Source organism: Novosphingobium sp. BL-S-33, from assembly GCF_056857025.1.
In genome coordinates this window covers 3003888-3027376 of the sequence record NZ_CM166474.1, presented here as the reverse complement: position 1 = coordinate 3027376, position 23489 = coordinate 3003888, and the positions used below count along the sequence as shown (strand labels likewise).

Annotated in this window: 18 protein-coding genes; 10 read left to right on the top strand and 8 right to left on the bottom strand. The window is 64.7% G+C overall.

The features are described from left to right. Window positions 1–13: 13 nt before the first annotated feature. A complete protein-coding gene (locus tag AC1VVM_RS14075; RefSeq protein WP_482955236.1) occupies window positions 14–1249 on the bottom strand; it encodes a polyhydroxyalkanoate depolymerase in 1236 nt (411 codons plus the stop codon). 88 nt (window positions 1250–1337) lie between these two features. Here AC1VVM_RS14075 and AC1VVM_RS14070 point away from each other — a divergent pair, with 88 nt between their 5' ends. Beyond that, the gene (locus AC1VVM_RS14070; protein ID WP_482955235.1) at window positions 1338–2033 is read left to right on the top strand and encodes a glutathione S-transferase; all 696 of its coding nucleotides are present in this window, start codon (window positions 1338–1340) and stop codon (window positions 2031–2033) included. Between the two features lie 75 nt (window positions 2034–2108). Here AC1VVM_RS14070 and AC1VVM_RS14065 read toward each other — a convergent pair whose 3' ends face one another. Further along, window positions 2109–2933, bottom strand: a complete 825-nt coding sequence (locus AC1VVM_RS14065; RefSeq protein WP_482955234.1) for a flagellin N-terminal helical domain-containing protein — start codon at window positions 2931–2933, stop codon at window positions 2109–2111. 261 nt (window positions 2934–3194) lie between these two features. Here AC1VVM_RS14065 and AC1VVM_RS14060 point away from each other — a divergent pair, with 261 nt between their 5' ends. After that, entirely contained in the window at window positions 3195–4139 is a 945-nt protein-coding gene (locus tag AC1VVM_RS14060) for a DUF808 domain-containing protein (RefSeq protein ID WP_482955233.1), read from the top strand. 19 nt (window positions 4140–4158) lie between these two features. Here the strand turns inward: AC1VVM_RS14060 and AC1VVM_RS14055 are convergent, their stop codons facing one another. Next, window positions 4159–5574, bottom strand: coding sequence for a glutamate ligase domain-containing protein (locus tag AC1VVM_RS14055; protein ID WP_482955232.1), 1416 nt, complete (start codon window positions 5572–5574; stop codon window positions 4159–4161). A 53-nt stretch (window positions 5575–5627) separates the two neighbouring features. Between AC1VVM_RS14055 and AC1VVM_RS14050 the strand changes: the two genes are divergently transcribed. The 5 genes from AC1VVM_RS14050 to AC1VVM_RS14030 all read left to right on the top strand — a co-directional run bounded on the left by AC1VVM_RS14050 (window position 5628) and on the right by AC1VVM_RS14030 (window position 9199). Next, on the top strand, window positions 5628–6446 hold the full coding sequence (locus AC1VVM_RS14050; RefSeq protein WP_482955231.1) for an LD-carboxypeptidase: 819 nt from the start codon (window positions 5628–5630) through the stop codon (window positions 6444–6446). 83 nt (window positions 6447–6529) lie between these two features. Beyond that, entirely contained in the window at window positions 6530–7465 is a 936-nt protein-coding gene (gene fabD, locus AC1VVM_RS14045) for an ACP S-malonyltransferase (RefSeq protein WP_482955230.1), read from the top strand. A 42-nt stretch (window positions 7466–7507) separates the two neighbouring features. Further along, a complete protein-coding gene (locus AC1VVM_RS14040; RefSeq protein ID WP_482955229.1) occupies window positions 7508–7900 on the top strand; it encodes a GxxExxY protein in 393 nt (130 codons plus the stop codon). A gap of 65 nt (window positions 7901–7965) precedes the next feature. Beyond that, entirely contained in the window at window positions 7966–8730 is a 765-nt protein-coding gene (gene fabG, locus AC1VVM_RS14035) for a 3-oxoacyl-[acyl-carrier-protein] reductase (protein ID WP_482955228.1), read from the top strand. A gap of 1 nt (window position 8731) precedes the next feature. Beyond that, window positions 8732–9199 carry a GNAT family N-acetyltransferase gene (locus AC1VVM_RS14030; protein WP_482955227.1) on the top strand — a complete coding sequence of 156 codons (468 nt, stop codon included), beginning with the start codon at window positions 8732–8734 and terminating at the stop codon, window positions 9197–9199. Here the strand turns inward: AC1VVM_RS14030 and AC1VVM_RS14025 are convergent. Next, window positions 9196–9561, bottom strand: a complete 366-nt coding sequence (locus tag AC1VVM_RS14025; protein WP_132385650.1) for a hypothetical protein — start codon at window positions 9559–9561, stop codon at window positions 9196–9198. The genes AC1VVM_RS14030 and AC1VVM_RS14025 overlap by 4 nt on opposite strands. A gap of 289 nt (window positions 9562–9850) precedes the next feature. Here AC1VVM_RS14025 and dnaN point away from each other — a divergent pair, with 289 nt between their 5' ends. Next, window positions 9851–10969: a DNA polymerase III subunit beta gene (gene dnaN / locus AC1VVM_RS14020; protein WP_132385649.1), complete on the top strand. Its 1119-nt coding sequence runs from the start codon at window positions 9851–9853 to the stop codon at window positions 10967–10969. A gap of 260 nt (window positions 10970–11229) precedes the next feature. Here dnaN and AC1VVM_RS14015 read toward each other — a convergent pair whose 3' ends face one another. The 3 genes from AC1VVM_RS14015 to AC1VVM_RS14005 form a co-directional block, all read right to left on the bottom strand. Then, window positions 11230–13293 (bottom strand): putative bifunctional diguanylate cyclase/phosphodiesterase, encoded by a 2064-nt coding sequence (locus AC1VVM_RS14015; protein ID WP_482955226.1) that lies wholly within the window; start codon window positions 13291–13293, stop codon window positions 11230–11232. A gap of 136 nt (window positions 13294–13429) precedes the next feature. After that, window positions 13430–13978 carry a TlpA family protein disulfide reductase gene (locus AC1VVM_RS14010; protein WP_482955225.1) on the bottom strand — a complete coding sequence of 183 codons (549 nt, stop codon included), beginning with the start codon at window positions 13976–13978 and terminating at the stop codon, window positions 13430–13432. A gap of 119 nt (window positions 13979–14097) precedes the next feature. After that, a complete protein-coding gene (locus tag AC1VVM_RS14005; RefSeq protein WP_482955224.1) occupies window positions 14098–15435 on the bottom strand; it encodes an FAD-dependent oxidoreductase in 1338 nt (445 codons plus the stop codon). Window positions 15436–15954: 519 nt separating this feature from the next. Here AC1VVM_RS14005 and AC1VVM_RS14000 point away from each other — a divergent pair. Beyond that, window positions 15955–18471 (top strand): EAL domain-containing protein, encoded by a 2517-nt coding sequence (locus AC1VVM_RS14000; RefSeq protein ID WP_482956356.1) that lies wholly within the window; start codon window positions 15955–15957, stop codon window positions 18469–18471. 31 nt (window positions 18472–18502) lie between these two features. Continuing rightward, window positions 18503–20305, top strand: a complete 1803-nt coding sequence (gene lepA, locus AC1VVM_RS13995; RefSeq protein WP_132385644.1) for a translation elongation factor 4 — start codon at window positions 18503–18505, stop codon at window positions 20303–20305. Window positions 20306–20541: 236 nt separating this feature from the next. Here the strand turns inward: lepA and AC1VVM_RS13990 are convergent, their stop codons facing one another. After that, window positions 20542–23406 carry a TonB-dependent receptor gene (locus AC1VVM_RS13990; protein WP_482955223.1) on the bottom strand — a complete coding sequence of 955 codons (2865 nt, stop codon included), beginning with the start codon at window positions 23404–23406 and terminating at the stop codon, window positions 20542–20544. Between the last annotated feature and the right edge of the window lie 83 nt (window positions 23407–23489).

Genomic DNA, 23489 nt, shown 5'->3' with positions numbered 1-23489 from the left:
ACTCCCTGCCACCCTAACTCACCGCCAGAACAAGGTTGCGCACTTGCGGGTAAACCTGCGTTTCCCAGCGCGACCCGGCAAACAGGCCGTAATGGCCCACGCCGGGCTGGAGGTGGTGCCGCTTGAGATGCGGCCGCAGGCTGGAACACAGGAAGTGCGCCGCCGCCGTTTGGCCCACGGCGCAGATGTCATCCCGCTCGCCCTCGACAGTGAGCAGGGCCGTCTTGCGGATCGCGCCGCAGTCCACCTTGCGGCCCCGATGTTCCAGTTCGCCCTTGGCCAGCAGTGCCCGCTGGAACACCTTGTCGATCGTTTCGAGATAGAATTCGGCCGTGAGGTCCAGCACGGCGAGATATTCCTCGTAGAACGTCTCGATCTTGTCGGCATCGGCCTGCCGGTCGTCGGCCAGCGCCTGATAGAGCTTGCGGAACTGGCCGAAGTGGCGGCCGAGGTTCATCGACATGAAGGCGGAAAGCTGGATGAAGCCGGGATAGACCTTGCGGCCGGCGCCCTTGTGGCGCCAGGGCACCGTCTCGATCATCGTGTCCTGAAACCAGGCGAAGGGGTGTTCGGTGGCCAGTTCGTTGACGCTGGTGGGGCTTTCGCGGGTGTCGATCGGGCCGCCCATCAGCGTCATCGAGCGGGGTTGGCAAGGATCGTCGTCCTGCGCCATCAGCGCAACGGCTGCCAGCACCGGCACGCAGGGCTGGCACACCGCAAGTACATGCGCGCCGCGCTTGCCGTCGGCGTCGCCCAGTTCCTGCAGGAAGTGAATTACATAGTCGATGAAGTCGTCAAAGCCGAAGTTACCCTGGCTCAGCGGGATGTCGCGCGCGTTCTTCCAGTCGGTGATGTAGACATCGTGATCGCTCAGCAGCGTGAACACGGTATCGCGCAGCAGGGTAGAGTAGTGGCCGGAGAGCGGGGCGACGACCAGCATCTTCGGTTGCGGCGCTGCAACATCGTCCTTGGCGAAGTGGAGAAGGTTGCCGAACGGCAGGTCCACCACCACTTCCTCGCGCACTGTGACCTCGCGGTTGCCACTTAGCACCGAGGTAATGTTGTAGGCCGGGCGCGCGTGGGTGATCGTGGCTTTCTCGAACGTCTCCGAAAGCGCGAAAAAGCGGCGTAACCAGGGCTGATCGTGGGCTCCGCTAAAGTAGTGGTCCCGCATCTCGACGGTGTTGCGCGCGGCCCAGCGGGGGAGTTCGAGCAGGTCCGAATAGGCCTGGTACGCCTGGTAGAGCATGCGTGGTCTTTCCCTGCCGCGGTTTCGCGCGCGATTCGTTTCGAGGCGCAATCGGTGCTGGATTCATGCTGCGCTGCATCATAAGCTGATGCAAGCAAAAGCACATTATGCGGAGACGGCGGTGAGCGAGTCGGGAAGCGCCCAGCTATCGATTTCGAGCAAGACCTATTCGGCCTGGTCGCTGCGCGGCTGGCTCCTGTGCCGCCTTGCGGGGATCGAAGTGGAGGAGAAAGTGGTCGCCAACGATGCGGCCAATCGCGCGGAGCTGCTGCTGCTCTCGCCCTCGGTTCTGGTGCCGCGTCTCGAACATGAGGGCGCCAGCGTGTGGGACACGCTGGCGATCGCCGAATATCTCAACGAGAAATACCCCGGCGCGGGAATGCTGCCGCAGGATCCGATCGCGCGGGCGCATTGTCGCTCGATCTCGGGCGAGATCCATTCCGGCTTCACCAACTTGCGCTCGGCGCTGCCGATGAACCTCAAGGTGGTGCACGAAAGCTTCCCGATCTTTTCCGGGGCGCGTCCGGATATCGAGCGGATCGAGGCGATCTGGCAGGAATGCATCGAGATCTACGGCGGTCCCTACCTGTTCGGGAGCGAGCCGACCGTGGCCGATGCCATGTATGCGCCTGTTACGCGCCGCTTCCTGAGCTATGCCGTGCCGATGAACGACTTGTGCCGCGCCTATTGTGAGACCATTGCCGTGTGGGCGCCGATGGCCGAATGGCTGGTGGCCGCCAAGGCAGAGCCGGAAGATATCGAGGAACTCGACGTCGAGTTCTGAAAGCAAAGACAACCCGGCGGGCATCGCTGCCCGCCGGGTGCTTTCGGGACCTTAGGGATCCCGCTGGGGAACCGTTCAGCGCAGAAGCGTGAGGACGTTTTGCTGGGCCTGATTGGCCTGCGCGATCATCGCGGTGGAGGCTGGCGAGAGGATCTGCGCCTTGGCCATCTGCGTGGTTTCAACGGAGTAATCGGCGTCCTCGATCCGTGAGCGGGCGTCGGAGAGGTTGGTCACATTGCTGGTCAGGTTGTTGATCGCCGATTCCAGCCGGTTCTGCCCGGCGCCGAGTGAGGCGCGGTTGACGTTCAGGGATTTCAGCGCATCGTCGACATGGTCCAGCGTGTTCGAGGCGGCGGTGCTGGTCGAAACGTCCAGCGCCGTGGCGTCGAGATCGGTGCCGTCGATGGCGACCGACGTGAGCGTAACCTTTTCGCCGGAGTTCGAACCGGTCTGGATGTCAAATGTCACGTCCGAGCCGGAGGTGGTGGAAAACAGTTTGTTGCCGTTGAACGTGGTGGTGGAAAGAATGTCGCCGATCTGGTCGGTCAGTGCGGACACTTCCTGCTGCATCGCGTCGCGGTCGGTGTCCTGATAGGTACCCGATGCCGACTGGATCGCCAGTTCGCGGACCCGCTGGAGCATGTTGGCCACTTCGTCCAGCGCGCCGTCGGCGGTCTGCGCCAGAGAGATGCCGTCGTTGGCATTGCGGATGCCCTGGCTCATGCCGCGGATCTGTGAACTCATCGAGGTCGAGATGGCAAGGCCCGCCGCATCGTCCTTGGAGGAATTGATGCGCTTGCCGGTGGAGAGGCGCTCCATCGCGGTGCCGAGTGCCGCGTTGGCGGCAATCGATGCGTTCGAGGCGCGGATGGCGCTGATGTTCGTGTTGATGACCGACATGATTGTTCCCTATTTTCAATACGTTGGAAGTCACCGTCGAGGCTCGTTCCGGACAGGGGAGAGAACGGTGGGCATCGGACGCCGTTAAGGGCAGTGTGAGGGGAGCAATGGCGATCGGTCTTGCGGAAGCGCGGCGGCGGCCATCACGAAAGGCCGCAAACCCCTTCATTGGCGAGGTTTTTGCCGGAATTGCTTGATCGGTGAAAAATTCCCCCGCATGGCTTGGGAATTCTGTTCAACCGACCAAGGATTGTTCTTCCAATGCCTTCCGGCCTCGTTGCCCTGCTCGATGACGTTGCGGTGATCGCGCGTGCTGCCGCCGCCTCGCTCGATGACGTGGGGGTGGGCGTGGCCAAGGCCGGGAGCAAGGCGGCCGGCGTGGTGATCGACGATGCGGCGGTGACGCCGGGCTACGTCACCGATTTCACGCCCGATCGGGAACTGCCGATCATCTGGAAGATCACCAAGGGATCGCTGCGCAACAAGCTGTTCATCCTGCTGCCGATTGCCCTGGTGCTAAGCGCGTTTCTGCCCTGGCTCATCACGCCGATCCTGATGCTGGGCGGCAGCTATCTCGCCTTCGAGGGCGCCGAAAAGGTGATCGAGAAGCTGGGCGGTGCCAAGCACGGCGAAACGCTGGAAAGCCCCGTTCAGGACGCGACGACATTCGAACAGGTGCGCGTTTCCGGCGCCATCCGCACAGACCTGATCCTTTCGGCAGAGATCATGGCCATCGCTCTTGCCGAAGTCGCCGACAGTTCGCTGGTGACGCGCGCGGTGGCGCTGGCGCTGGTGGGCGTGCTGATCACGGCGGGCGTCTATGGCGCGGTGGCGCTGATCGTGAAGATGGACGACATCGGCCTCCACCTCGCCCGGAAGGAAGGGAAGGGCACGCAGGCCGTGGGCCGCATGCTGGTGCAGGGCATGCCGAATGTGCTGACCGTGCTCGCTTCGGTCGGCACGGTGGCGATGCTGTGGGTTGGCGGCGGGATCATCCTCCACGGCCTTGAGCAACTGGGCGTTCCTGCTCCGGCGCATCTGGCGCATGGCTTCCAGCACTGGCTCACGGTACTGGGCGGGCCGCTGGGCGGTGTGCTCGGCTGGCTGGGCTATGCGCTGGCTTCGGCCGCAGTGGGTTTGGTGCTGGGCGGCGTGATCGCGCTGATCGTGCATCTGATCGCCAAAGTGCGCGGCAAGGCGCACTGATCGGCGATCAGGGCCTCGATCAGGGAAGCGCCGCGAGCAGTTCTTTCGCGAATACCGTCAGCGTGTCGTCTCGCGCGCCCATGACCACCACGCGGTCACCGGGCTTGGCGATCTCGACAATGCGGCGCGCGCAGTCCTCGCGAGCGGCGACATATTCCGACTTTCCACCGGCTGCTTCGATCAGGCTGACGATGCGCTCGCTGCCCTGCGAGCGGTCCACCGTGCCGCCGAAATAGACCGGATCGCACAGGATCGTCACGTCGTCCGGGCCGAGCTTCGCCGCGAAGACTTCGGCCAGTTCGTAGCCCATCTGGCGCAGCGGGCCGTAGCCGTGCGGCTGAAAGAAGGCGATCACCCGGCCTTCGTGCGCCTTGAGCGTGGCGAGCGTGGCCGAGACCTTATCCGGATTATGGCCGAAATCGTCGATCACCGTCACGCCTGACGGTGAGGTGCCGACGATATCAAATCGGCGCGCAAGGCCGACGAAACTGCCCAGCGCCTCGACCGCCTCGGCCACCGAAATCCCGGCGGCATTGGCCGCAGCAATGGCGGCCAGCGCGTTGTAGAGGTTGTGGCGGCCCGGAACCTTGAGCGCCAGCGCGTGGGCAGACCCATCGCGGCGATCCACGACCGTTGCGGTCAGCGAAATCGGCTCTTCCACAATATCTGTCGCGGTGATCTGCGCATCCGGCGAAACGATCCCGAACGTCACCAGCGCCTTCGCATGAGGGGCGAGCGCGGCCGTTTCCGCATCGTCGAGATTGATTGCGGAGACCTCCGCGCGGCTCAGGAAGTCACCGAAAAGCTGGCGCAGTTCCTCAATGCTCTTGTGGTCGAGGCTGACATTGCCCAGCACCGCGACCTTCGGGCGATAGAGTGCGATGGAGCCATCACTCTCGTCCACTTCCGACACGAAGACTTCGCCCTCACCCACCCGGGCGCTGGCGAAAGGCGCATCGGGCGAAGCGAAGTTCTTCATCACCGCGCCGTTCATGATCGTGGGGTCACGCTCGGCGTGGGTCATGATCCAGCCGGTCATGCCGGTGACGGTCGACTTGCCCGAGGTGCCGCCGATGGCAATGCCGAAAGGCGCGGCATTGAACAAAGTCGCCAGAAGCTGCGCACGGCTCATGCGCGGGCAGCCGAACTCTTTCGCGCGGACCACTTCGGGAACGGTGTCTTCCACCGCTGCCGAGGCGACCAAGGTCTGCTCCGCGCCGGTAATGCCGCTGCCATCCTGCGGATGCAGGTCGAAGCCGAGGCTTTCCAGCCATGCGAACTTTTCAGGCGTGCGGCCCTGATCGCGGCTGCGGTCCGAGCCCGCTACTTGCGCGCCATGCCCCTTGAGGATCAGCGCGAGCGGCAACATGCCCGATCCACCGATGCCGCAAAAGAACCAGGGATGTGAAGTGAGGTCGTGATGCTCGGAAGTCATGAAGCTTCGGTATGCGGCCTTGTTCGTCCTGACAACCTCGATAGGAAGGAGCCATGACCCGTATCGCAGTTTGTGCACCGTCCACCCCGATCACCCGCGAGGATGCGGAGGCCGTCGTCGCATTGGTGGCAGAAGAGTTCCCCGGCGTGGAGCTTGCGATCCACGATCAGTGCTTCGAAGTGGAAGGCCATTTCGCCGGCAGTGACGCCTGGCGGATCGCGGCCCTGGTGGAATGCGCCAACGACCCGTCGGTGGATGCAGTGTGGTTCGCGCGCGGCGGCTATGGAGCCTGCCGCGTGGCCGAAAGCGCTATCGCGAAATTCACGCATGACGCACAGAAGAAGACTTTCCTTGGCTATTCCGATGCGGGTTACCTGCTTGGCGGGCTCTATCGTGCGCGGATCGGCAAGCCCGTGCACGGGCCGATGCTGGCCGATATCCGGCGCGAAGGCGGGGCAGAGGCAGTGCGCCGCGCATTACGCTGGCTGACCGGCGATGCCTCCGGCGTCGAACCCACCGGCGACGATCATCCGCGCGTCGCCTTCAACCTGATGACGCTGTCGATGCTCTGCGGCACCCGCCTGATGCCGGGGCTGGCCAAGCATGTCGTGCTGGTGGAGGAAGTTTCCGAGTATCTCTACGCGGTGGACCGGCTGTTCTTTCACCTGACCGCGCACCTCGGCGGCGTGGCCGGCCTGCGCCTCGGCCGGGTCAGCGACGTGCCCGAAAACGACCGTCCGTTCGGCATCGAAGCCGAGGAAATCGCCCGCCATTGGTGCGCGCATCACTCCATCCCCTACCTCGGCAGCGCCGATATCGGGCATGACGCGATGAACCGGATTGTTCCCTTCGGGCTTGCCGAGCGGCCCTAAGGTCAATAACGCGCCGCGCCACGTCATATTCGCAAATCGGCAGGGCGCACCCGCAAGCCCGCCGGATAGAAGGAGCCGCCAAGATGCGTGCATTCGTTTTCCCGGGACAGGGTAGCCAGAAGGTCGGCATGGGCGCCGAACTCGCCGAAGCCAGCGCCGTTGCGCGTGAAGTCTTCCAGGAAGTGGACGAGGCGCTCGGCCAGAACCTCTTCCGCGTGATGACGCAGGGCCCCGAAGAGGAACTGACCCTTACCGAGAACGCCCAGCCGGCGATCATGGCCAATGCCATCGCCGTCCTGCGCGTGCTGGAGAAGGAAGGCGGCATCTCGCTCGCCGACAAGGCGGACTTCGTCGCCGGTCACTCGCTGGGTGAATATACCGCACTCTGCGCCGCCGGTGCTTTCAGCCTTGCCGACACCGCGCGCCTGCTGAAGCTGCGCGGCCAGTCGATGCAGGCGGCCGTTCCGGTCGGCCTTGGCGCGATGGCGGCGCTGCTGGGCGCGGATATCGAGAAGGCCACGGCGCTGGCCGAAGCCGCTGCCGAAGGTCAGGTTTGCACCGTCGCCAACGACAACGACCCCACGCAAGTCGTGATCTCGGGCCACAAGGAAGCCATCGAGCGCGCTATTGCGCTGGTGAAGGACCACGGCATCAAGCGCGGCGTGCTGCTGCCGGTGTCGGCCCCGTTCCACTGCCCGCTGATGCAGCCCGCCGCCGATGCCATGGCAGAGGCACTGGCCAAGACTCCTCCGGGCAGCCTGCACGTGCCGCTGTTCGCCAATGTCACCGCCTCGGTCGTCACCGATCCCGCCGAAGTCCAGCGCTTGCTGGTCGAGCAGGTCACCGGCCGCGTCCGCTGGCGCGAAAGCGCGATCGCCATGCGCGAGGCGGGCGTCGAGACCTTCGTCGAACTCGGCGGCAAGGTGCTCGGTCCGATGATCAAGCGTTCGGCCGGTGAGGTGGAGGTGATCTCCGCCGTGACCATGGCCGAGATCGAGGAACTGGCGAAGATTCTTTAAGAGTTCGCGCAAAGGCGCGAAGGCGCAAAGGGGGCGGCGGCTTTGGTTGATGTCGATGCGATCAGCGCGGACGTCGTTGATGCCGCCGTCCGAATACATCGCGGCCTTGGTCCCGGCTTGCTGGAAAGCGTGTATGAAACGGTCTTGGCGGCTGAGTTGGAGCGCCGAGGATACAAGGTTGACCGGCAGCGGCCGGTCGACATCCGGTTCGACGGCATGCATTTCCCGGCTGCGTTCAGAGTGGATCTGCTGATCGAGGAGCGTCTTGTTGTCGAGATCAAGTCGGTGGAAAATCTCAGTCGCGCCCATGCCAAGCAGGTTCTCACCTACTTGCGTTTGGTCGACCAGCCCCTAGGGCTGCTGCTCAATTTCTCGGGTGAAACGATGAAGGAAGGAATTCGGCGGTTGGTGAACAACCATCGATCCGATCGCTGAGGCCTTCGCGCCTTTGCGCCTTTGCGCGAACCCTTTACAACTAAAGTCATCATGGAGTGACCCAGATGTTCAACCTCAACGGAATGACCGCCCTTGTCACCGGCGCCTCGGGCGGCATCGGCTCGTCGATTGCCCGCGCGCTGGCCGCGCAGGGTGCGCGCCTTGCCATCTCGGGCTCGAACGCCGACAAGCTGCGCGCCTTCCGCGACGAGCTTGACGAGCACACCCCGCAGCACCTGCAGGACGTCGATCATGTCGCCATCGCCTGCAACCTCGGCGATGCCGAGCAGGTCGAGAAGCTGGTTCCCGCCGCGCTCGAATCGCTGGGCAAGATCGACATCCTGATCAACAACGCCGGCATCACCCGCGACAACCTCGCCATGCGCATGAAGGACGAGGAGTGGGACCAAGTCATCAAGATCAATCTCGAATCGACCTTCCGCCTGATGCGCGCCGTGACCAAGCCGATGATGAAGGCCCGCTTCGGCCGTATCATCAACGTCACCTCGGTCGTCGGCACCACCGGTAACCCCGGGCAGATGAACTACTGCGCGGCCAAGGGCGGCATCACCGCCATGTCGAAGAGCCTCGCGCAGGAACTCGCCAGCCGCAACGTTACCGTGAACTGCATCGCCCCGGGCTTCATCCGCACCGCGATGACCGACGTTCTGCCCGACGCGCAGAAGGACGCCCTCAACGGCCGCATTCCGATGGGCCGCATGGGTGAGGGCGAGGACATCGCCTCTGCCGCCGTGTTCCTCGCCTCGAAGGAAGCGGGCTACGTCACCGGCCAGACGATCCACGTCAACGGCGGCATGGTGATGGTCTGACATGACCTTGGGATTGGCGCGGATGGTCAGGGTTGAGCCCTGCGATCCGCGCGATCCCGATGCCGTTTCGGTGATGGAGCGCCTCTCGCGGGCGCTGAACGCCATCACCGGCGATGGCGGTACGTCCTCCTTCGATCCGGCCGATGTGCTCGTGTCCCGCGCGCTTTTCGTGATCGCGCGGGATGAGCATGGCGCCGCGATCGGATGCGGCGCCTATCGGCCGCTCGAAGGCGATGTGGCCGAGATCAAGCGGATGTATGCCGAACACGGTAGCGGCGCGGCGATTCTGTCCCATCTCGAAGCTGCCGCGCGGGCCGATGGCTATGGCGCGGCATGGCTCTCCACCCGGCGCGTCAACGCCCGTGCTGTCTCGTTCTACGAGCGACACGGCTATGTCGAGATCGCACCGTATGGCCGCTATGCGGATCGGCCGCAGTCGATTTGTCTCGGGAAAATCCTCACCTCCTAATCGTGAACGGTGCGGTCCGCGCTCACGATATCCGCGCCGAGCTTTCCCGCGAGATCGCGCGCGACGGCCAGAATCGAGTGGCCGTCCGGTTCGGGATCGGGCGCTGCAAAGCTCACGGTGCCGTTGGGCGACCACCAGAGCGCGCGCAGCCAGCCGCCATAGCCATCGCGCCAGACTTCCACATCGCCGCCACGGTTCGGCATGACGACCCACTCGCGGGTAACCGGATTGAGCGCGTTGGCGTCGCCATCGGCAAGCCGCACGCCTTCGATGCCGATCACGGCCTCTTTCCATTCAGGCAGGGTGATCGGGCGAATTTCGCCGCTCTCATCCTTGCGTTCGATGCGCAGATGGTCAGACAAGTGGTTCGTCTCCCACGATTTCGGCGTGGCTGGGGGTGCTTGTGAACATGCTCCGAACGCGTCTTGGGGGCAAGCGGCGAGCGTCATCGGGGCGCCGGAATGCGGCGGGCTGCGGCGCCGGGGCGAAAAGTCACGAGAAACCCCCGATTTATCCCCAGTTTCGCCTTTCAGGGGGCATTACTCGCTTGCCGCAAGCCTTACGTACGCTAGAGATATTCGTCCTGAAATTCGGGATCTCCCGCCTTCGCGGGGGTGTCCCAAGCCCGACCAAGGGGGACCTGAGGCTGACATGAAGGCCACCATCGAACGTTCCACGCTCCTGCGCTGCCTCAGTCACGTGCAGTCCGTCGTCGAGCGGCGCAATACCATTCCCATTCTCTCGAACGTACTGATCGAGGCTTCGGGCAGTGGGTCGTTGCGCATCATGGCGACCGACCTCGACTTGCAGGTGGTGGAAACCCTTGGCGCGGTCTCGGTAGAGCAGGCCGGCGCGATCACGGTTTCCGCGCACCTCCTGTTCGACATCGCTCGCAAGCTGCCGGACGGTAGCCAGGTCAGCCTCGATGCGGCCGATAACCGCATGGTGGTGAAGGCCGGGCGCAGCCGCTTCCAGCTGCCGACGCTGCCGCGCGACGATTTCCCGATGATCGCCGAGGGCGAGCTGCCGACCAGCTTCGAAATTCCGGCGGCAACGCTGGCGCAGCTGATCGACCGCACGCGCTTCGCGATTTCGACCGAGGAAACGCGCTACTATCTCAACGGCATCTTCCTCCACGTCTCGGACGAGGAACTGAAGGCTGCCGCCACCGACGGTCACCGTCTCGCCCGCTTCACCCTGGCCCGTCCCGACGGCGCCGAGGGCATGCCGGACGTGATCGTGCCGCGTAAGTGCGTGGGCGAGCTGCGCAAGCTGCTCGAAGAAGCGCTCGACACCAATGTGCTGGTCGATCTTTCGGCCAGCAAGGTCCGCTTCACCTTGGGCGGCGAGCACGGCGTTGTGCTGACCAGCAAGCTGATCGACGGCACCTTCCCGGACTACACGCGCGTCATCCCCACCGGGAACGACAAGCTGCTCCGCATCGATCCCAAGAGCTTCTTTGAAGGCGTGGACCGCGTGGCGACCATCGCCACCGAAAAGACCCGCGCGGTGAAAATGGCGCTGGAGCAAGACCGCGTGACGCTTTCGGTCACCTCGCCGGACAACGGCACGGCGGCGGAAGAAGTACCGGCAGACTATTCGTCGGATGGTTTCGAGATCGGCTTCAATGCCAATTATCTCAAGGATATCCTCGGCCAGATCGATGGCGACACGGTGGAACTCCACCTTGCCGACGCCGGCGCGCCGACGCTGATCCGTCAGGACGAGAAGAGTCCTGCGCTCTACGTGCTGATGCCGATGCGCGTCTGATTTCGGGCATTATCGCAGGATAGAGGGCCGGGGCGAAAGCTCCGGCCCTTTTTCTTTGCGCGTTCGGGATGGGTGGGCTGCTTGGCCAAGCCTCCGCCGCCTCGAACCTTTGCCGTCATCCCCGCGAAGGCGGGGATCCCGCTTTTCTTTGAGACGTGGTGCGAAAGAAGCGGGGCCCCCGCCTTCGCGGGGGCGACGATGGTCTATTTGGGATAGCGGCTGAAGAGGATCGGCTCACGACCCTCAATCAGTTCTGTAACTCAGGCCACTTCGCTGCGCATATCGGGCTCCGCCGCGAAATAGTGGGGCACTTCGTCTGCCTCGATCGGCTGGCTGTAGAAGTAGCCTTGCAGGTGCGTGCAGCCCGCGCCCTTGGTGGCGTCGATGAGGTGGGCCTCGCTGATGCCCTCGGCCACCACTTCGGCGCCGACATGCCGGGCCATGGTCACCGCCGCTTCCAGCACCGCGACCGAGGCCGGGTCCTGCCCGAGGTCCATCACCAGGCTGCGATCAAGCTTCATGCGATCGAACTTGAAGCTCTTGACCATCGACAGCGACGAATAGCCCGTGCCGAAATCGTCCAGCGCAATGCGGAAGCCGAGGTTGCGCAGCAGGTTGAGCGTAAGCAGCGCGCGGGTGTTGCGCTCGATCGAGAGCGATTCCGTCACTTCCAGGAACAGGCGCTGCGGGGCAATGCCGTGGCGGCCGCAGGCGTCGAGCAGGAAGGCGCTGAACCCGTCGTGCTGGAGTTGCAGCGGCGAGAGGTTGATGCTCATCGTCATGTCGGGCCAGCGCGCGAAATCAGCCAGCGCGCGGCGGATGATCCATTCGCCCAGCCGCACCATCTGGCCGCTGCGCTCGGCAGCGGGGATGAATGTGGAAGGCGGCACTTCGCCCAGATTCGGATGCTTCCAGCGAACCAACGCCTCCACTTCCTGCACGGTGTCGGAAACCGGGTGGATCGGCTGGTAGACCATGCGCAGCTCGCCTCTTTCGAAGGCGGTTTCGAGGTCCTTTTCAAGTGCCCGGTCGACGGCGCGCTCCTCGGCCATTTGCGGCGCGAAGCCGGTGGCGGAATTGCGGCCGTTCTTCTTCGAGGCGTAGAGCGCCATGTCGGCATTGCGCAAGATTTCGTCGATGTCGGCCTCGTCCGAGGCTTCCACTTCGGCAACGCCGATCGAAGCGGTGATCGCTACCGAATATTCGCCGAGGCTGAAGGGCGTGCGCACCGAATCGGTGAGGCGGGAGGCCAGTACGGTGGCGGATTCGCCCTCTGCCATTTCGATGCAGACGGCGAACTCGTCCCCGCCGACGCGGGCGACGATGCTGCCGTCGCCGAGGTTAGCCTTGAGCCGGGTGCCGATCAGCCGCACCAGATCGTCTCCGGCGGCGTGGCCGTAATCGTCGTTGATGTGCTTGAAGCGGTCGATGTCGATCAGCATGCAGGCGAAGCGGCGCTCCGGCGCGGCGCTGAACAGCCAGGTCACGTCTTCCTGGAAGGCGCGACGGTTGGGCAGGCCGGTGGCCGGGTCGCTGAAGGCCAGGTTCTTGACCGCCTTGGCATTGCGCCGGAAGGTTTCGAGCGGGCCGGACAAGTCCTTCAGTTCCTTCAGGCGGAAGGAGCCGATCTCGATATCGAGGTCACCATTGGCCAGCCGTTGCAGCGAACCGTGCATGCGGCGCACGGCGGGCAGAATGTTCCGGAGGATGTCGAACAGCACCAGCGAGACGATCAGGATCGTCACCAGCCCGGTGCCGAGCACCAGCATCTGCCAGCGCCCGATCGACGCGACCAGTCGGCGCTGCGCGGCCTCGCGCTCGGCATGGGCACGCTCGACGATGCGGGCGGCAAGGCCGGCCATGGCATTGTTGCGCGCCTCGATCCGCTCGATCAGGCCTTGGCCGGCGTTGTGGCGGGACTGGATTTCGAGAATGGCGGCGATGTGCTTGTCCAGATCCGCGAAAGGGTCGGAGGCTTCCGGCAGGTCATAGAGCGCCATGCCGCTGTTGCGCAGCTTGCCGAGCCGGTCGCCGATGGCGATGGCCGCGTCGGTCAGTTCGTCTGCGGTATCGTCGCTGGCAACAAGGCCGCGATTGGTCGCCATGCGCAGCTTGCCCACCGCTTCGGCGAACTGGTCCGCGTTCTCGGCAATGGCCGATGCGTGAACAAGCGCCTCGCCCTCATGGCGCAGCCCGAAGGCTTCGCGTTGGGTGACGACCTGCAACAGCACGGTCGCCACGACGATAAGCGCAAGCGCGCCGACAAGACGCGTTTCCAGCGACGAAAGCAGCCGGCCAATCGCCGGTTTCCAAGATGACATCATGCACCCGAAGTTTCGGGGTTTCGATATCGCCCCGGTTGATTTCGGATGGCTAAGTAGACGACAAGTTCTAAGAAATCATAATAATAACAACTATTTAATTTCAAATGCTGTCATCAAAGTGCAATGTTAAGGCGCTTTACAGGCGGGCTTTTGCAGCGGTTTCGGCTCTCGCTTCGGTAACGACAGCCTTTTCTTGGAGCAGCGGCACCAAAACCGCGTTCAGATCGTCAAGATCGAAGGCGCCGGCCTTGGCGTAACGGAGTTTTCCGTTCCTATCGATGACGAAATTGGTGGGAACACCGGTGAGCGGTCCATACGGGCCCTTGATCTTGCGCGCGGCCGGGATCGCCATGGCCTTGAACAGGTCCTTCAGCAGATAGAGCGGCGCGGAGTCTTCCGTGGTGATCGCGAAGACGCTGAGGCCGTGCTGGTGCTGGATCTTGTAGTAGTGATCGAGCGTGGGCAGTTCCTTGCGGCAGGGCACGCACCACGTCGCCCAGAAATTGAGCACGACCACTTGCCCGCGAAGCTGTGCGAGCGTGACCTTGCTGCCGTCCATCAGGGTGATTTCGAAGTCCGGCGCCATCTGGCCGACCACCGGTGCGGGCTTGGCCTCGACTGTCCCCACAGGCATGGCCAACATCAATGCCGCCGCGATTGCGGTGCGGACATGCTTCATCGTCATCGTGCGTAACCCCCTGTTCGCAAGAGTGGCAGGGGATAGCTGCGGCGGCGGGGCGGTCCAGTGAAAATTACGCATTTGTTGCCGGTGGCCGCTGGATCGGCAGCCACCGGCAGACGGTGTCAGTGCTTGCCGGCGGCCTCTATCATATGTTCCACCGCGACGAACTTTTCGCGCGGGGCGCCGTCGCGGGCATTGGCGATCTCGGCCTCGTCGATCTTTTGCCAGTCGGTGAACTTGACGTAGTCGATCCCGCGTTCGGCCGCGAGCGCGTCGAAGCCGGGGCGGCCGGGCTTGCCGGCGCCATCGGCGCGGAAGCCGCCAAGGTCGTCGGAAATCTTCTCGACGATGGCGAAGCCGTCGGGCCGGTTGGTGCCGATCGTGCCGGTGGGGCCGCGCCGGGCCCAGCCGACGCAATAGAGCCCCGGCGCGATCCGGCCGTCCTCATTGGCGAAACGGCCGAGCTTGTCGTCATAGGGTACGTCCGGAATTGGCGAGGTCTGGTAGCCGATGCAGGCGATCACCAATCCGGCGGGGATGCGATAGGTCTCCCCGGTGCCGACTGCCTTGCCGTTTTCCAGCCGGGTGCGTTCGACCTCGACCGCCTCGACACGGGTCTCTCCCAGGATGGCGCGCGGGGCGGCGAAGAAGTCGAAATCGATGACGACGCGTCCGCCTGCGGGCTCGGGGCCCGTTTCGGCCTCCGATTCGACCGCCGCGAAGGCGCGCAAATGGCTCACCGCCTTGCGCTGGCCGGGTTCGAGCGCGGCGTCTTCGGCGGCGGGCGGCAGGTCGGCCGGATCGACATGCGGCCAGGCGCGGGTGAGGTGGGTCAGCTCGCCCAGTTCCTTGGGTGTCATCGCGATCTGGCGCGGCCCGCGCCGCCCGAGGATGACGATGCGGCGGACTTGCGAGCCCAGCAAGGTATCGAGTGCGTGCCGGACGATATCCGAACCCGCGAACTCTTCCTTGGACTTGGCAAGGATGCGCGCCACGTCGAGCGCGACATTACCGTTGCCGATCACCACCGCCGTATCGTTCGAAAGCTGCGGGGCGAGCCCCGAGAATTGCGGATGGCCGTTGTACCAGCCGACGAAGGCGGCCGAGCCGAAGACATTGGCCAGATCCTCTCCGGGAAGGCCCAGCTTGCGGTCGTTGGGCGCGCCGGTGGCCAGCACGACGGCATCGTAAAGGTCGCGCAGTTCGGCCACGGTCACGTCGCGGCCGATATAAACATTGCCGACGAAGCGGACATTCTCGGAAAGTGCGGTCGTTTCGTAGCGGCGGGAGACGCCCTTGATCGACTGGTGATCGGGGGCCACGCCGCTGCGGATCAATCCGAAGGGTACCGGAAGGGCATCGAAGATATCGACGCGCACACCGTCTCCCCATTGCCTGAGCGCTGCTTCGGCGGTGTAGTAGCCGGCCGGTCCCGAACCCACGATCGCGATATGCCGCATGGACTTGCTCTCCCGTGAGAGGGCGCACCGGGCGTGCGCCCCGTCACTTTACAAGCAAGCATGGGGCAGGGAACGGAGCAAGCGAAAACGGCCACTTGGCTGCGCCCTGTCCCAAGTGGGCGGGTGCCCGTCGCGGGCCCGGCGGGGGATAAGTGTTATCCCCTGTGAGGCGCAGCAAATTCGGATTTTTGCGGTCACCGAGAGGCGCGGGCTTAACCCTTTTGAAATGGCCCGGCCTGCAATAGCGAGGGCATGGCGAAAACAGGTTCCAGACGGCGATGGCCGACCGCTGGCGAGGGCGTGACGGATTCGCGCGCCTCTGCGCCGCTGCGCGTCGATGCGGCCGGCGAATCGGAGCTGACTGTTTCACACGATAGTGCTCCGGACATTCTCGCCGTCGACGAGCCGGTATCGGAAGCGACTGCCCCGCGCAGTGCCGCCGGGAATTTCGCGCTGCTGCGGCCCAAGGGCGGAAGCAGCGACCCGCTGTTCTATTTCATTGCCCGCCGCTGGGAACTGATGGCGCCGTGCATGATCTGCGCGCTGGTCATTATGGGGCTTGTGGCGCGGGCTGCGCCGGGTCCCGGGCCCTCGTTGCTGACGCTGTTCGCGGCGCTTGGCTGCCTTGCCGCACCGTGGCTCGCCCGTATCGAGGAACGCTGCGCGCACGATAGCTGGAAGCGCTACCCGCTGATGCTGCTGGCGATCGCATTGCCGATGGCACTCTTCGGCACCGCCGCGACGGACTGGACCCTGTCCTCTCCCGAGCTTGGCGGAAGCGTGACGATCTCGGTCTTCGTGCTGACCGTGCTGCTGGCGACCGTACTGCTCGAAGGGCGGCAGACATCCATCGTGACCGCAACCGTGGCCCTGTGGTGCGGCGCCTCGCTGCCGTCCACCTCGTTCCATGCGTTCGGCCTGATCGTCGCGGGGAGTGCCGTGGGCCTCGTCGTCGCCAGACGCCAGATGCGGACGGCGGCGGCGGAATCGGCCCGCCGCGCCGAACAGGCACTGCGTCAGCACCGCGCCGAGGAACTGCTCGGCGAATATGAGGACACCGGGCAGGGCTGGTTCTGGGAGAGCGACCGGCGCGGGCTGGTTACTTATGTGTCGCCGCGCATTGCCCAGCTTCTCGGCTGCACGCAGGAAGAGGCGGCCGGACGCACGTTCGCCAGCCTGTTCCATGTCGAGACTGGCGGACAGCAGGAGAGCGAGCGCACGCTGGCCTTCCACTTCGCCACGCGCTCCTCGTTCCAGGACCTGACCGTACGCGCCGCGACGGGCGAGGCGGATGAGCGCTGGTGGTCGATCTCCGGTCGTCCGGTGCTCGACCAGTTCCACAATTTCCTGGGTTTTCGTGGTTCGGGCACCGACCTGACCGAGACCCGCAAGTCGCAGCAGCACGTGACGCAGCTGGCGCGCTTCGATTCGCTGACCGCGCTCGCCAACCGCTATCAGATGGCGGAATGGCTGGAGAAGATCCTCACCTCGCCGCGCCTCGAAAGCCGCGCCTGCGCGGTGTTCCTGCTCGATCTCGACCGCTTCAAGCAAGTCAACGACACCATGGGCCATCCGGCCGGCGACGCGCTGCTCAAGCAAGTGGCCGAGCGGCTGACCGGCACCGTCGGCGCCATGGGCCGTGTCGGACGCCTCGGCGGCGACGAGTTCCAGGTCCTGCTGCCCGGCCATCACCAGCATGAGGGCCTTGCCCATCTGGCGCGGCGGATCATCGAGAACCTGTCGCAGGCCTATCCGATCGACGGCGCGCAAGTGACCATCGGCGCCTCGGTGGGCATCTCGCTCTGCCCGGACAACGGCGTGACGGCGGAGGAGATCATCCGCAATGCCGACCTCGCGCTCTATGCGGCCAAGGGCGGTGGGCGCGGGCGGCATTACTTCTACGACGACGATCTCCATTCGGACGTCAAGGAGCGTCAGCAGCTCGAACAGGACCTGCGCGACGCCATCGCGCTGGGCACGCTGGAACTCCATTACCAGCCGCAGATCCGCACCACGACCGAGCGGATCACCGGTTTCGAGGCACTGCTGCGCTGGAACCATCCGCGTCATGGCTATCTCTCGCCCGCCCGCTTCGTGCCGGTGGCGGAAGAGACCGGGCTGGTTGCCGAGATCGGCGAATGGGCCCTGCGCACCGCCTGCCGCCATCTTGCCGCCTGGCCGGACGAAGTGCGCGTGGCCGTGAACGTTTCGCCGCTGCAATTCTCCAACCCCGCATTGCCTTCGATCGTCACCCGCGCCATCGCGGATGCCGGAATCGCACCTTCGCGGCTCGAACTGGAGATCACCGAGAGCGTCTTCCTGGGGGAGGACGAATCGACCGAGGCGATGTTCGCCGCGCTCAAGGCGATCGGCGTGCGTCTGGCGCTCGACGATTTCGGCACCGGCTATTCCTCGCTCGGCTATCTGAAGAAAGCGCCGTTCGACAAGATCAAGCTCGACCAGAGCTTCGTGCGCGGCGCCGCAATCGAAGGCAGCCGCAACGGCGCGATCATTTCCTCGATCGTCAGCCTTGCCGAGGCGCTCAACATGGAGACCACGGCCGAGGGCGTGGAAACGCTGGACGAGCTGGACCTCGTCCGCCTGCTCGGGTGCAGCCATGTGCAGGGCTATATCTACGAACGGCCGCTGGACGGCGTCGGCGTGGCGGCGCGGCTGGCGCTGGGCCTTGGCGCCACCGCGCAGGGCCCGCGCTCGGCACGCGCGCCGCGCCAGACCATGCTGCGCAAAGTCATGCTGGAGCATGGCGGCCATATCTACCATGCCACCATCCGCAACGTGTCGCAGACCGGCGCGCTGGTGGAAGGGCTGTGGAACGTGCCGGTCGAGACCTGCTTCGCGCTGCATCTGTCCGACGATCACGTCGTTCTCGCCCATGCGCGCTGGTGCCGCGAAGATCACATGGGCGTCGAATTCGCGGCGCCGCTGGAGCTGGATGCCCACGGAGCGGTGCTTTTCACCCCTCCGCGCACCCTTCGCGAGGCAAGCGATTCCGGGCCAATGCGCAAGGCAGGCTGACAGCGGCCAAAAGCGCTGCTAACGGCGCTCCATGACCGAACTCGCCCAGATCCGAAATTTCTCGATCATTGCCCATATCGACCACGGCAAGTCCACGCTTGCCGACCGTCTGATCCAGTCGACCGGTGGCCTCTCCGAACGTGAGATGAGCGCCCAGGTGCTCGACAACATGGACATCGAGAAGGAACGCGGCATCACCATCAAGGCGCAGACCGTGCGCCTGAACTACACCGCCAAGGACGGGCTCACGTACGAGTTCAACCTGATGGACACCCCGGGCCACGTTGACTTCGCCTACGAAGTCAGCCGCAGCCTTGCCGCCTGCGAAGGCGCGCTGCTGGTGGTGGACGCGGCGCAGGGCGTGGAAGCGCAGACGCTGGCCAACGTCTATCAGTCGATCGAGCACGACCACGAGATCGTGCCCGTCATCAACAAGATCGATCTCCCCGCTGCCGAGCCCGAGAAGGTTCGCACTGAGATCGAGGACATCATCGGCATCGACGCCTCGGAAGCGGTGCTCGCCTCCGCCAAGTCGGGAATCGGCATTGCCGAGATCCTCGAAGCCGTGGTTGCCAAGATCCCGCCGCCGAAGGGGGAGCGCAATCAGCCGCTCAAGGCCATGCTGGTCGATTCGTGGTACGATCCGTACCTCGGCGTCGTCATTCTGGTGCGCGTGATTGACGGCGTCATCAAGAAGGGCCTGCAGGTCAAGTTCATGCAGGGCGGCACCGAGCACCTGATCGATCGTGTCGGCTGCTTCACGCCCAAGCGCATCGACCTGCCCGAACTGGGCCCGGGCGAAATCGGCTTCATCACCGCGCAGATCAAGGAAGTGGAACAGGCCAAGGTCGGCGACACCATCACCACGGTGAAGGGCGGCGCGACGCAGGCTCTGCCGGGCTACAAGGAAGTGCAGCCGGTGGTGTTCTGCGGCCTGTTCCCGGTCGACGCGAACGACTTCGAGAAGCTGCGCGAATCGATCGGCAAGCTGCGCCTCAACGATGCCTCCTTCAGCTTCGAGATGGAATCGAGCGCGGCGCTGGGATTCGGCTTCCGTTGCGGCTTCCTCGGCCTGCTGCATCTGGAGATCATCCAGGAGCGCCTGAGCCGCGAATACGACCTCGACCTCATCACCACGGCGCCTTCGGTGGTCTATCGCCTGACGATGACCGACGGCACCGTGAAGGAATTGCACAATCCTTCCGACATGCCCGATCCGGTGAAGATCGACTTCATGGAAGAGCCGTGGATCAAGGCGGTGATCTACACGCCGGACGAATATCTCGGCTCGATCCTGAAGCTCTGTCAGGACCGTCGCGGTATCCAGAAGGACCTGACTTACGTCGGCGGCCGCGCACAGGTGACCTACGAACTGCCGCTCAACGAAGTGGTGTTCGACTTCTACGACCGTCTGAAGTCGATCAGCCGCGGCTATGCCAGCTTCGATTACGAGCAGATCGGGCTTCAGGAGGGTGACCTCGTGATGATGAACATCCTCGTGAACAACGAGCCGGTCGACGCGCTTTCGATGGTTGTCCACCGCAGCCAGGCCGAACCGCGCGGTCGTGCGCTGGTGGAGCGTCTGAAAGATCTGATCCCCCGCCACATGTTCAAGATCCCGATTCAGGCGGCGATCGGTGCCAAGGTGATCGCGCGCGAGACGATTTCGGCGATGCGCAAGGACGTGACTGCCAAGTGCTATGGCGGCGACATCACGCGCAAGAAGAAGCTTCTGGAAAAGCAGAAGGAAGGCAAGAAGCGCATGCGCGAGTACGGCAACGTGCAGATTCCGCAGGAAGCCTTCATTGCTGCCCTTCGCATGGGCGAGGAGTGAGCACGACTACCGGCTCGCTTCGAGTGGATTGAGAAAAGGGCGGGAGAGCGAGGCTCTCCCGCCCTTTTTCTTTGCCGTGGCGTTGGAAGAAGGAAGCGGGATCCCCGCCTTCGCGGGGATGACGAAATTTGAGGTTGCGGGGGCTGTCGAACGCCCCTGAACCCACCACCACGTCATCCCCGCGAAGGCGGGGATCCCGCTTCACTTCAAGCGCGACGGCCGAAGCTGCCACAGCCTCAGAAAATCCGCCGCACCGAAAGCAGGACAGTCCGGCCCATCGGGTCGAGATAGTCCTTCTGATAGGCGTAGGGCGTGGCGCCGGTGGCATCGGTCACGCGCTGGCGCTGATCGAACAGGTTCTCGATCGAGAGGCTGACGCGGGTGCCGCGCGCCCAGGCCTTGCCCCGGAAGCGGTTTTGCAGGTTCCCGAACAACCGAAGGTCGAGCGTCGACAGCGATGAGAAGTGCAGGTCGCCGGTGGACGAGGAGAGCCCGTCGCCTTCGACATGGGTCGCGCTCTGCCAGTTGCCCTCCAGCCGGAAGCCAAGGCCGTTGTCGATCACGCCAAGGCTGGCGGTGACCTTGTGTTGCGGCGTCGCGTTGCCGGTGATCGTGCCGCCGTGGAGGAGGTCGATGGTCTCGCTGTCCTCGGTAAGCTGCACGTCCTGGCGCAGGATCCAGGTATGATAGACCGAGGCGAGCAGGCGCATGCCGTTGTCGCTCCCGCCCGAGAACCCGCGTCCGCCGCGCCCACCCGGGCCGCCGAAGCCACCGGGTCGGCCGCCGCCGGGGCCGCCCGGCCCACCGGGACCGCCTTCACCGGGAGGCGGACCGAAGCCATCTGGCGGCGGACCGTCGCGGGGAGGGCCGAAACCATTTGGCGGCGGTCCACCCGGAGGGCCGAAGCCGCCGCCGGGGCCTTCGCCCTCGCGCTGGCCGTTGACGGTGATCTCGTTGTCGGCGCCGGGCTGACCGGGCTGGGGCACTCCGGCCTGCTGGCTCGGCGTCTGCCCGGGTCTTTGACCACCGGCAGGCCGCTCGCCCTGCTCACCGAACCGACGGCCGCCCCATGGGCCCTCCCCGGGCCGCCGCTCGGGGCGCTTGGGCTTGCGCAGCTGGGCCGAGAAGTTGAAGCCCCAGCGCACTTGCTCGGTGCGCTGGCGATAAACGTTCACGGGACGGGAATCGACGCTTGTGAGCGTGCCGGAATCGTCGCGGATGAAGCGATCGGGGAACGCGTCCTCGACTTGCTCGGTCACGCCGCCAAGGCTCATGATGGCGTTGCGATTGCGGCTGTCGACGTAGCTGGCGCTGAAATTGAGCTTGGGCTCGCTGGTCAGCTGCGCATTGACGCCCAGCTTGAAGCTGTGGCGGTCATCCGCCTTGAGGTTGGGATTGCCGCCGGTGATCGTCGTCACCAGCACCGACTCGCCCGTCACATAGTCGAAGACGCGCTGGTTGGTGGTGGTGATCACCGGGTTGCTCAGCTGGGCCACGGTCGGCGCGCTGCGGTCCTCGTTCACCGCCGCGATCACCGTCACGTTCTTCACCGGCGTCCAGTTGAGCCCGTAACCGAACGTGCCGAGCGTGCCGTAGTCCGAAACTTGCGTGATGCCGCCGTTGAGATTGAGGCTGAGCGTGCCGATCGCGCCCAGGAAGCCCTTGGTGCGGCTGGTCAGCGGAATATCGACGCTGAGCTTGGCGCTGCCGTTGGTGCGGCTGGCGTCGCCATCGATGGTCGAGCCCTCGCGAATGGTGGTCGATGTTTGCGACGTGAAGTCGCCGCCCAGTTTCAGGCTGACGCCCATGTCGCCGGCCGGCAGCTTGAGCAGCTTGCCGAAGATCAGCGCGCTGGCACTGCCGGTGTCGCTGTTGGACTTGGCGCGATTGGTCAGCATGTTCCCTAATAGGCCGGGTGACAGCGTGCCATAGGGATCGACCGTGGGATCCCCGGCATCGAGCGCGGCTTGCAGGGCAGCGGTGTCGTACCCCGTCTCGGTGCGGGTATCCGTCTCGGTGTGCTCGTAGCTGGCGATGACCGAGAGCTTCCAGCGGGTGGACAGATCGACGTTGAAAGTCGATCCGGCCGTGACATCGCCGGTATTGGTCGACCGGTTCAAAGGATCGGTCGAAAGGTAGCGGTTGAGCGTGGTTGCGGTGCCGTCCGAGAAGGGATTGTCGGCGGGAACCGTCAGTTCGCCGTCGGCCAGCCCGCCCAGCGAGCGGCTCGTCTTGTACGTGCCCTTGACGTTGAACGAGAGGTTCGCGGAACCGCCCAGATCGTGCGCAAGGCTGGCGCCAACCGCATAGTTGCGCGTCGATGCCTGAAGCGTGCGATAGGCGCGGTCGTCGGAAAGCCCGGCCGCCGGGGTTATGCCGCTGTTGGGGTCGGGCTGGATATCGCGGTCGCTTTCCAGAATCGCGGCCTGCGTGTTGATCTTGCCGGTCAGGTTCACGCGGTCGTTGTCGTGGATGCGCGTATAGGTGAACGCGCCCGAGCCCTGACCGCCGCCGCCCTTGGTCGAAAGGCCGCCGCCCAGATCGGCCACGCGCGACTGGAAGCGGCGCTTCAGGATGATGTTCACCACCTTCTGCTGCGCGTCGTAGCCATACTTGATGGCCACTTCCTCGGGCAGGATGTCCACCCGCAGCACCGATTCCACCGGCAGGTCGCCAACTTCGTTGACGCCCGAGACGCGCTTGCCGTTGACCAGCACGACCGGCCCGCTCGACGAATCGCGGCCGGATATGCTGGCGGTCTGGTCGGCGATCTCGTTCAGCAGGTCGCTGATCGAATCGACGCCGTAGGATGCGATCTCGCCCGGGCCGATCTGGTTCTCCGGCGGAATGTCGCCGATCACCGCGCCGGGAACCGCCTGTCCGGTGACGATGATCTCGTCATTGCTGACAGTCTCGTTCGAACTGGCGGCGGAATTGCTCTTGGCGGCGGAGGACTTCGGTGCCGCAGCGGGCGCGGCCGTCGCAGCCTGCTGCGCGCGAGTCTCCACCGGTACGGCCAGCGCCGTGGAGGCCAGCGCAAGGTAAAGCGCACTGTGGTGTGCGGGCAGGGCGCGTGTGCGGGCGATAGCGGAGGTCCTCATGTTTTCCGGGCTAGATGGAGAGTGCCTCCCGGCAAATCCTCGAATGGTAAGAAATTGTAATGGTCCCGTCGCAGTTGTTACAG

Bases quoted from the DNA above. Each gene is read 5' to 3' on its own strand.
- AC1VVM_RS14005 (WP_482955224.1), bottom strand. From the start codon at position 15,435: ATGCGGCATATCGCGATCGTGGGTTCGGGACCGGCCGGCTACTACACC.
- dnaN (WP_132385649.1), top strand. From the start codon at position 9,851: ATGAAGGCCACCATCGAACGTTCCACGCTCCTGCGCTGCCTCAGTCAC.
- lepA (WP_132385644.1), top strand. From the start codon at position 18,503: ATGACCGAACTCGCCCAGATCCGAAATTTCTCGATCATTGCCCATATC.
- AC1VVM_RS14060 (WP_482955233.1), top strand. From the start codon at position 3,195: ATGCCTTCCGGCCTCGTTGCCCTGCTCGATGACGTTGCGGTGATCGCG.
- AC1VVM_RS13990 (WP_482955223.1), bottom strand. From the start codon at position 23,406: ATGAGGACCTCCGCTATCGCCCGCACACGCGCCCTGCCCGCACACCAC.
- fabD (WP_482955230.1), top strand. From the start codon at position 6,530: ATGCGTGCATTCGTTTTCCCGGGACAGGGTAGCCAGAAGGTCGGCATG.
- AC1VVM_RS14070 (WP_482955235.1), top strand. From the start codon at position 1,338: ATGCAAGCAAAAGCACATTATGCGGAGACGGCGGTGAGCGAGTCGGGA.
- AC1VVM_RS14055 (WP_482955232.1), bottom strand. From the start codon at position 5,574: ATGACTTCCGAGCATCACGACCTCACTTCACATCCCTGGTTCTTTTGC.
- AC1VVM_RS14050 (WP_482955231.1), top strand. From the start codon at position 5,628: ATGACCCGTATCGCAGTTTGTGCACCGTCCACCCCGATCACCCGCGAG.
- AC1VVM_RS14010 (WP_482955225.1), bottom strand. From the start codon at position 13,978: ATGACGATGAAGCATGTCCGCACCGCAATCGCGGCGGCATTGATGTTG.
- AC1VVM_RS14075 (WP_482955236.1), bottom strand. From the start codon at position 1,249: ATGCTCTACCAGGCGTACCAGGCCTATTCGGACCTGCTCGAACTCCCC.
- AC1VVM_RS14015 (WP_482955226.1), bottom strand. From the start codon at position 13,293: ATGATGTCATCTTGGAAACCGGCGATTGGCCGGCTGCTTTCGTCGCTG.
- AC1VVM_RS14000 (WP_482956356.1), top strand. From the start codon at position 15,955: ATGGCGCCGTGCATGATCTGCGCGCTGGTCATTATGGGGCTTGTGGCG.
- AC1VVM_RS14030 (WP_482955227.1), top strand. From the start codon at position 8,732: ATGACCTTGGGATTGGCGCGGATGGTCAGGGTTGAGCCCTGCGATCCG.
- fabG (WP_482955228.1), top strand. From the start codon at position 7,966: ATGTTCAACCTCAACGGAATGACCGCCCTTGTCACCGGCGCCTCGGGC.
- AC1VVM_RS14065 (WP_482955234.1), bottom strand. From the start codon at position 2,933: ATGTCGGTCATCAACACGAACATCAGCGCCATCCGCGCCTCGAACGCA.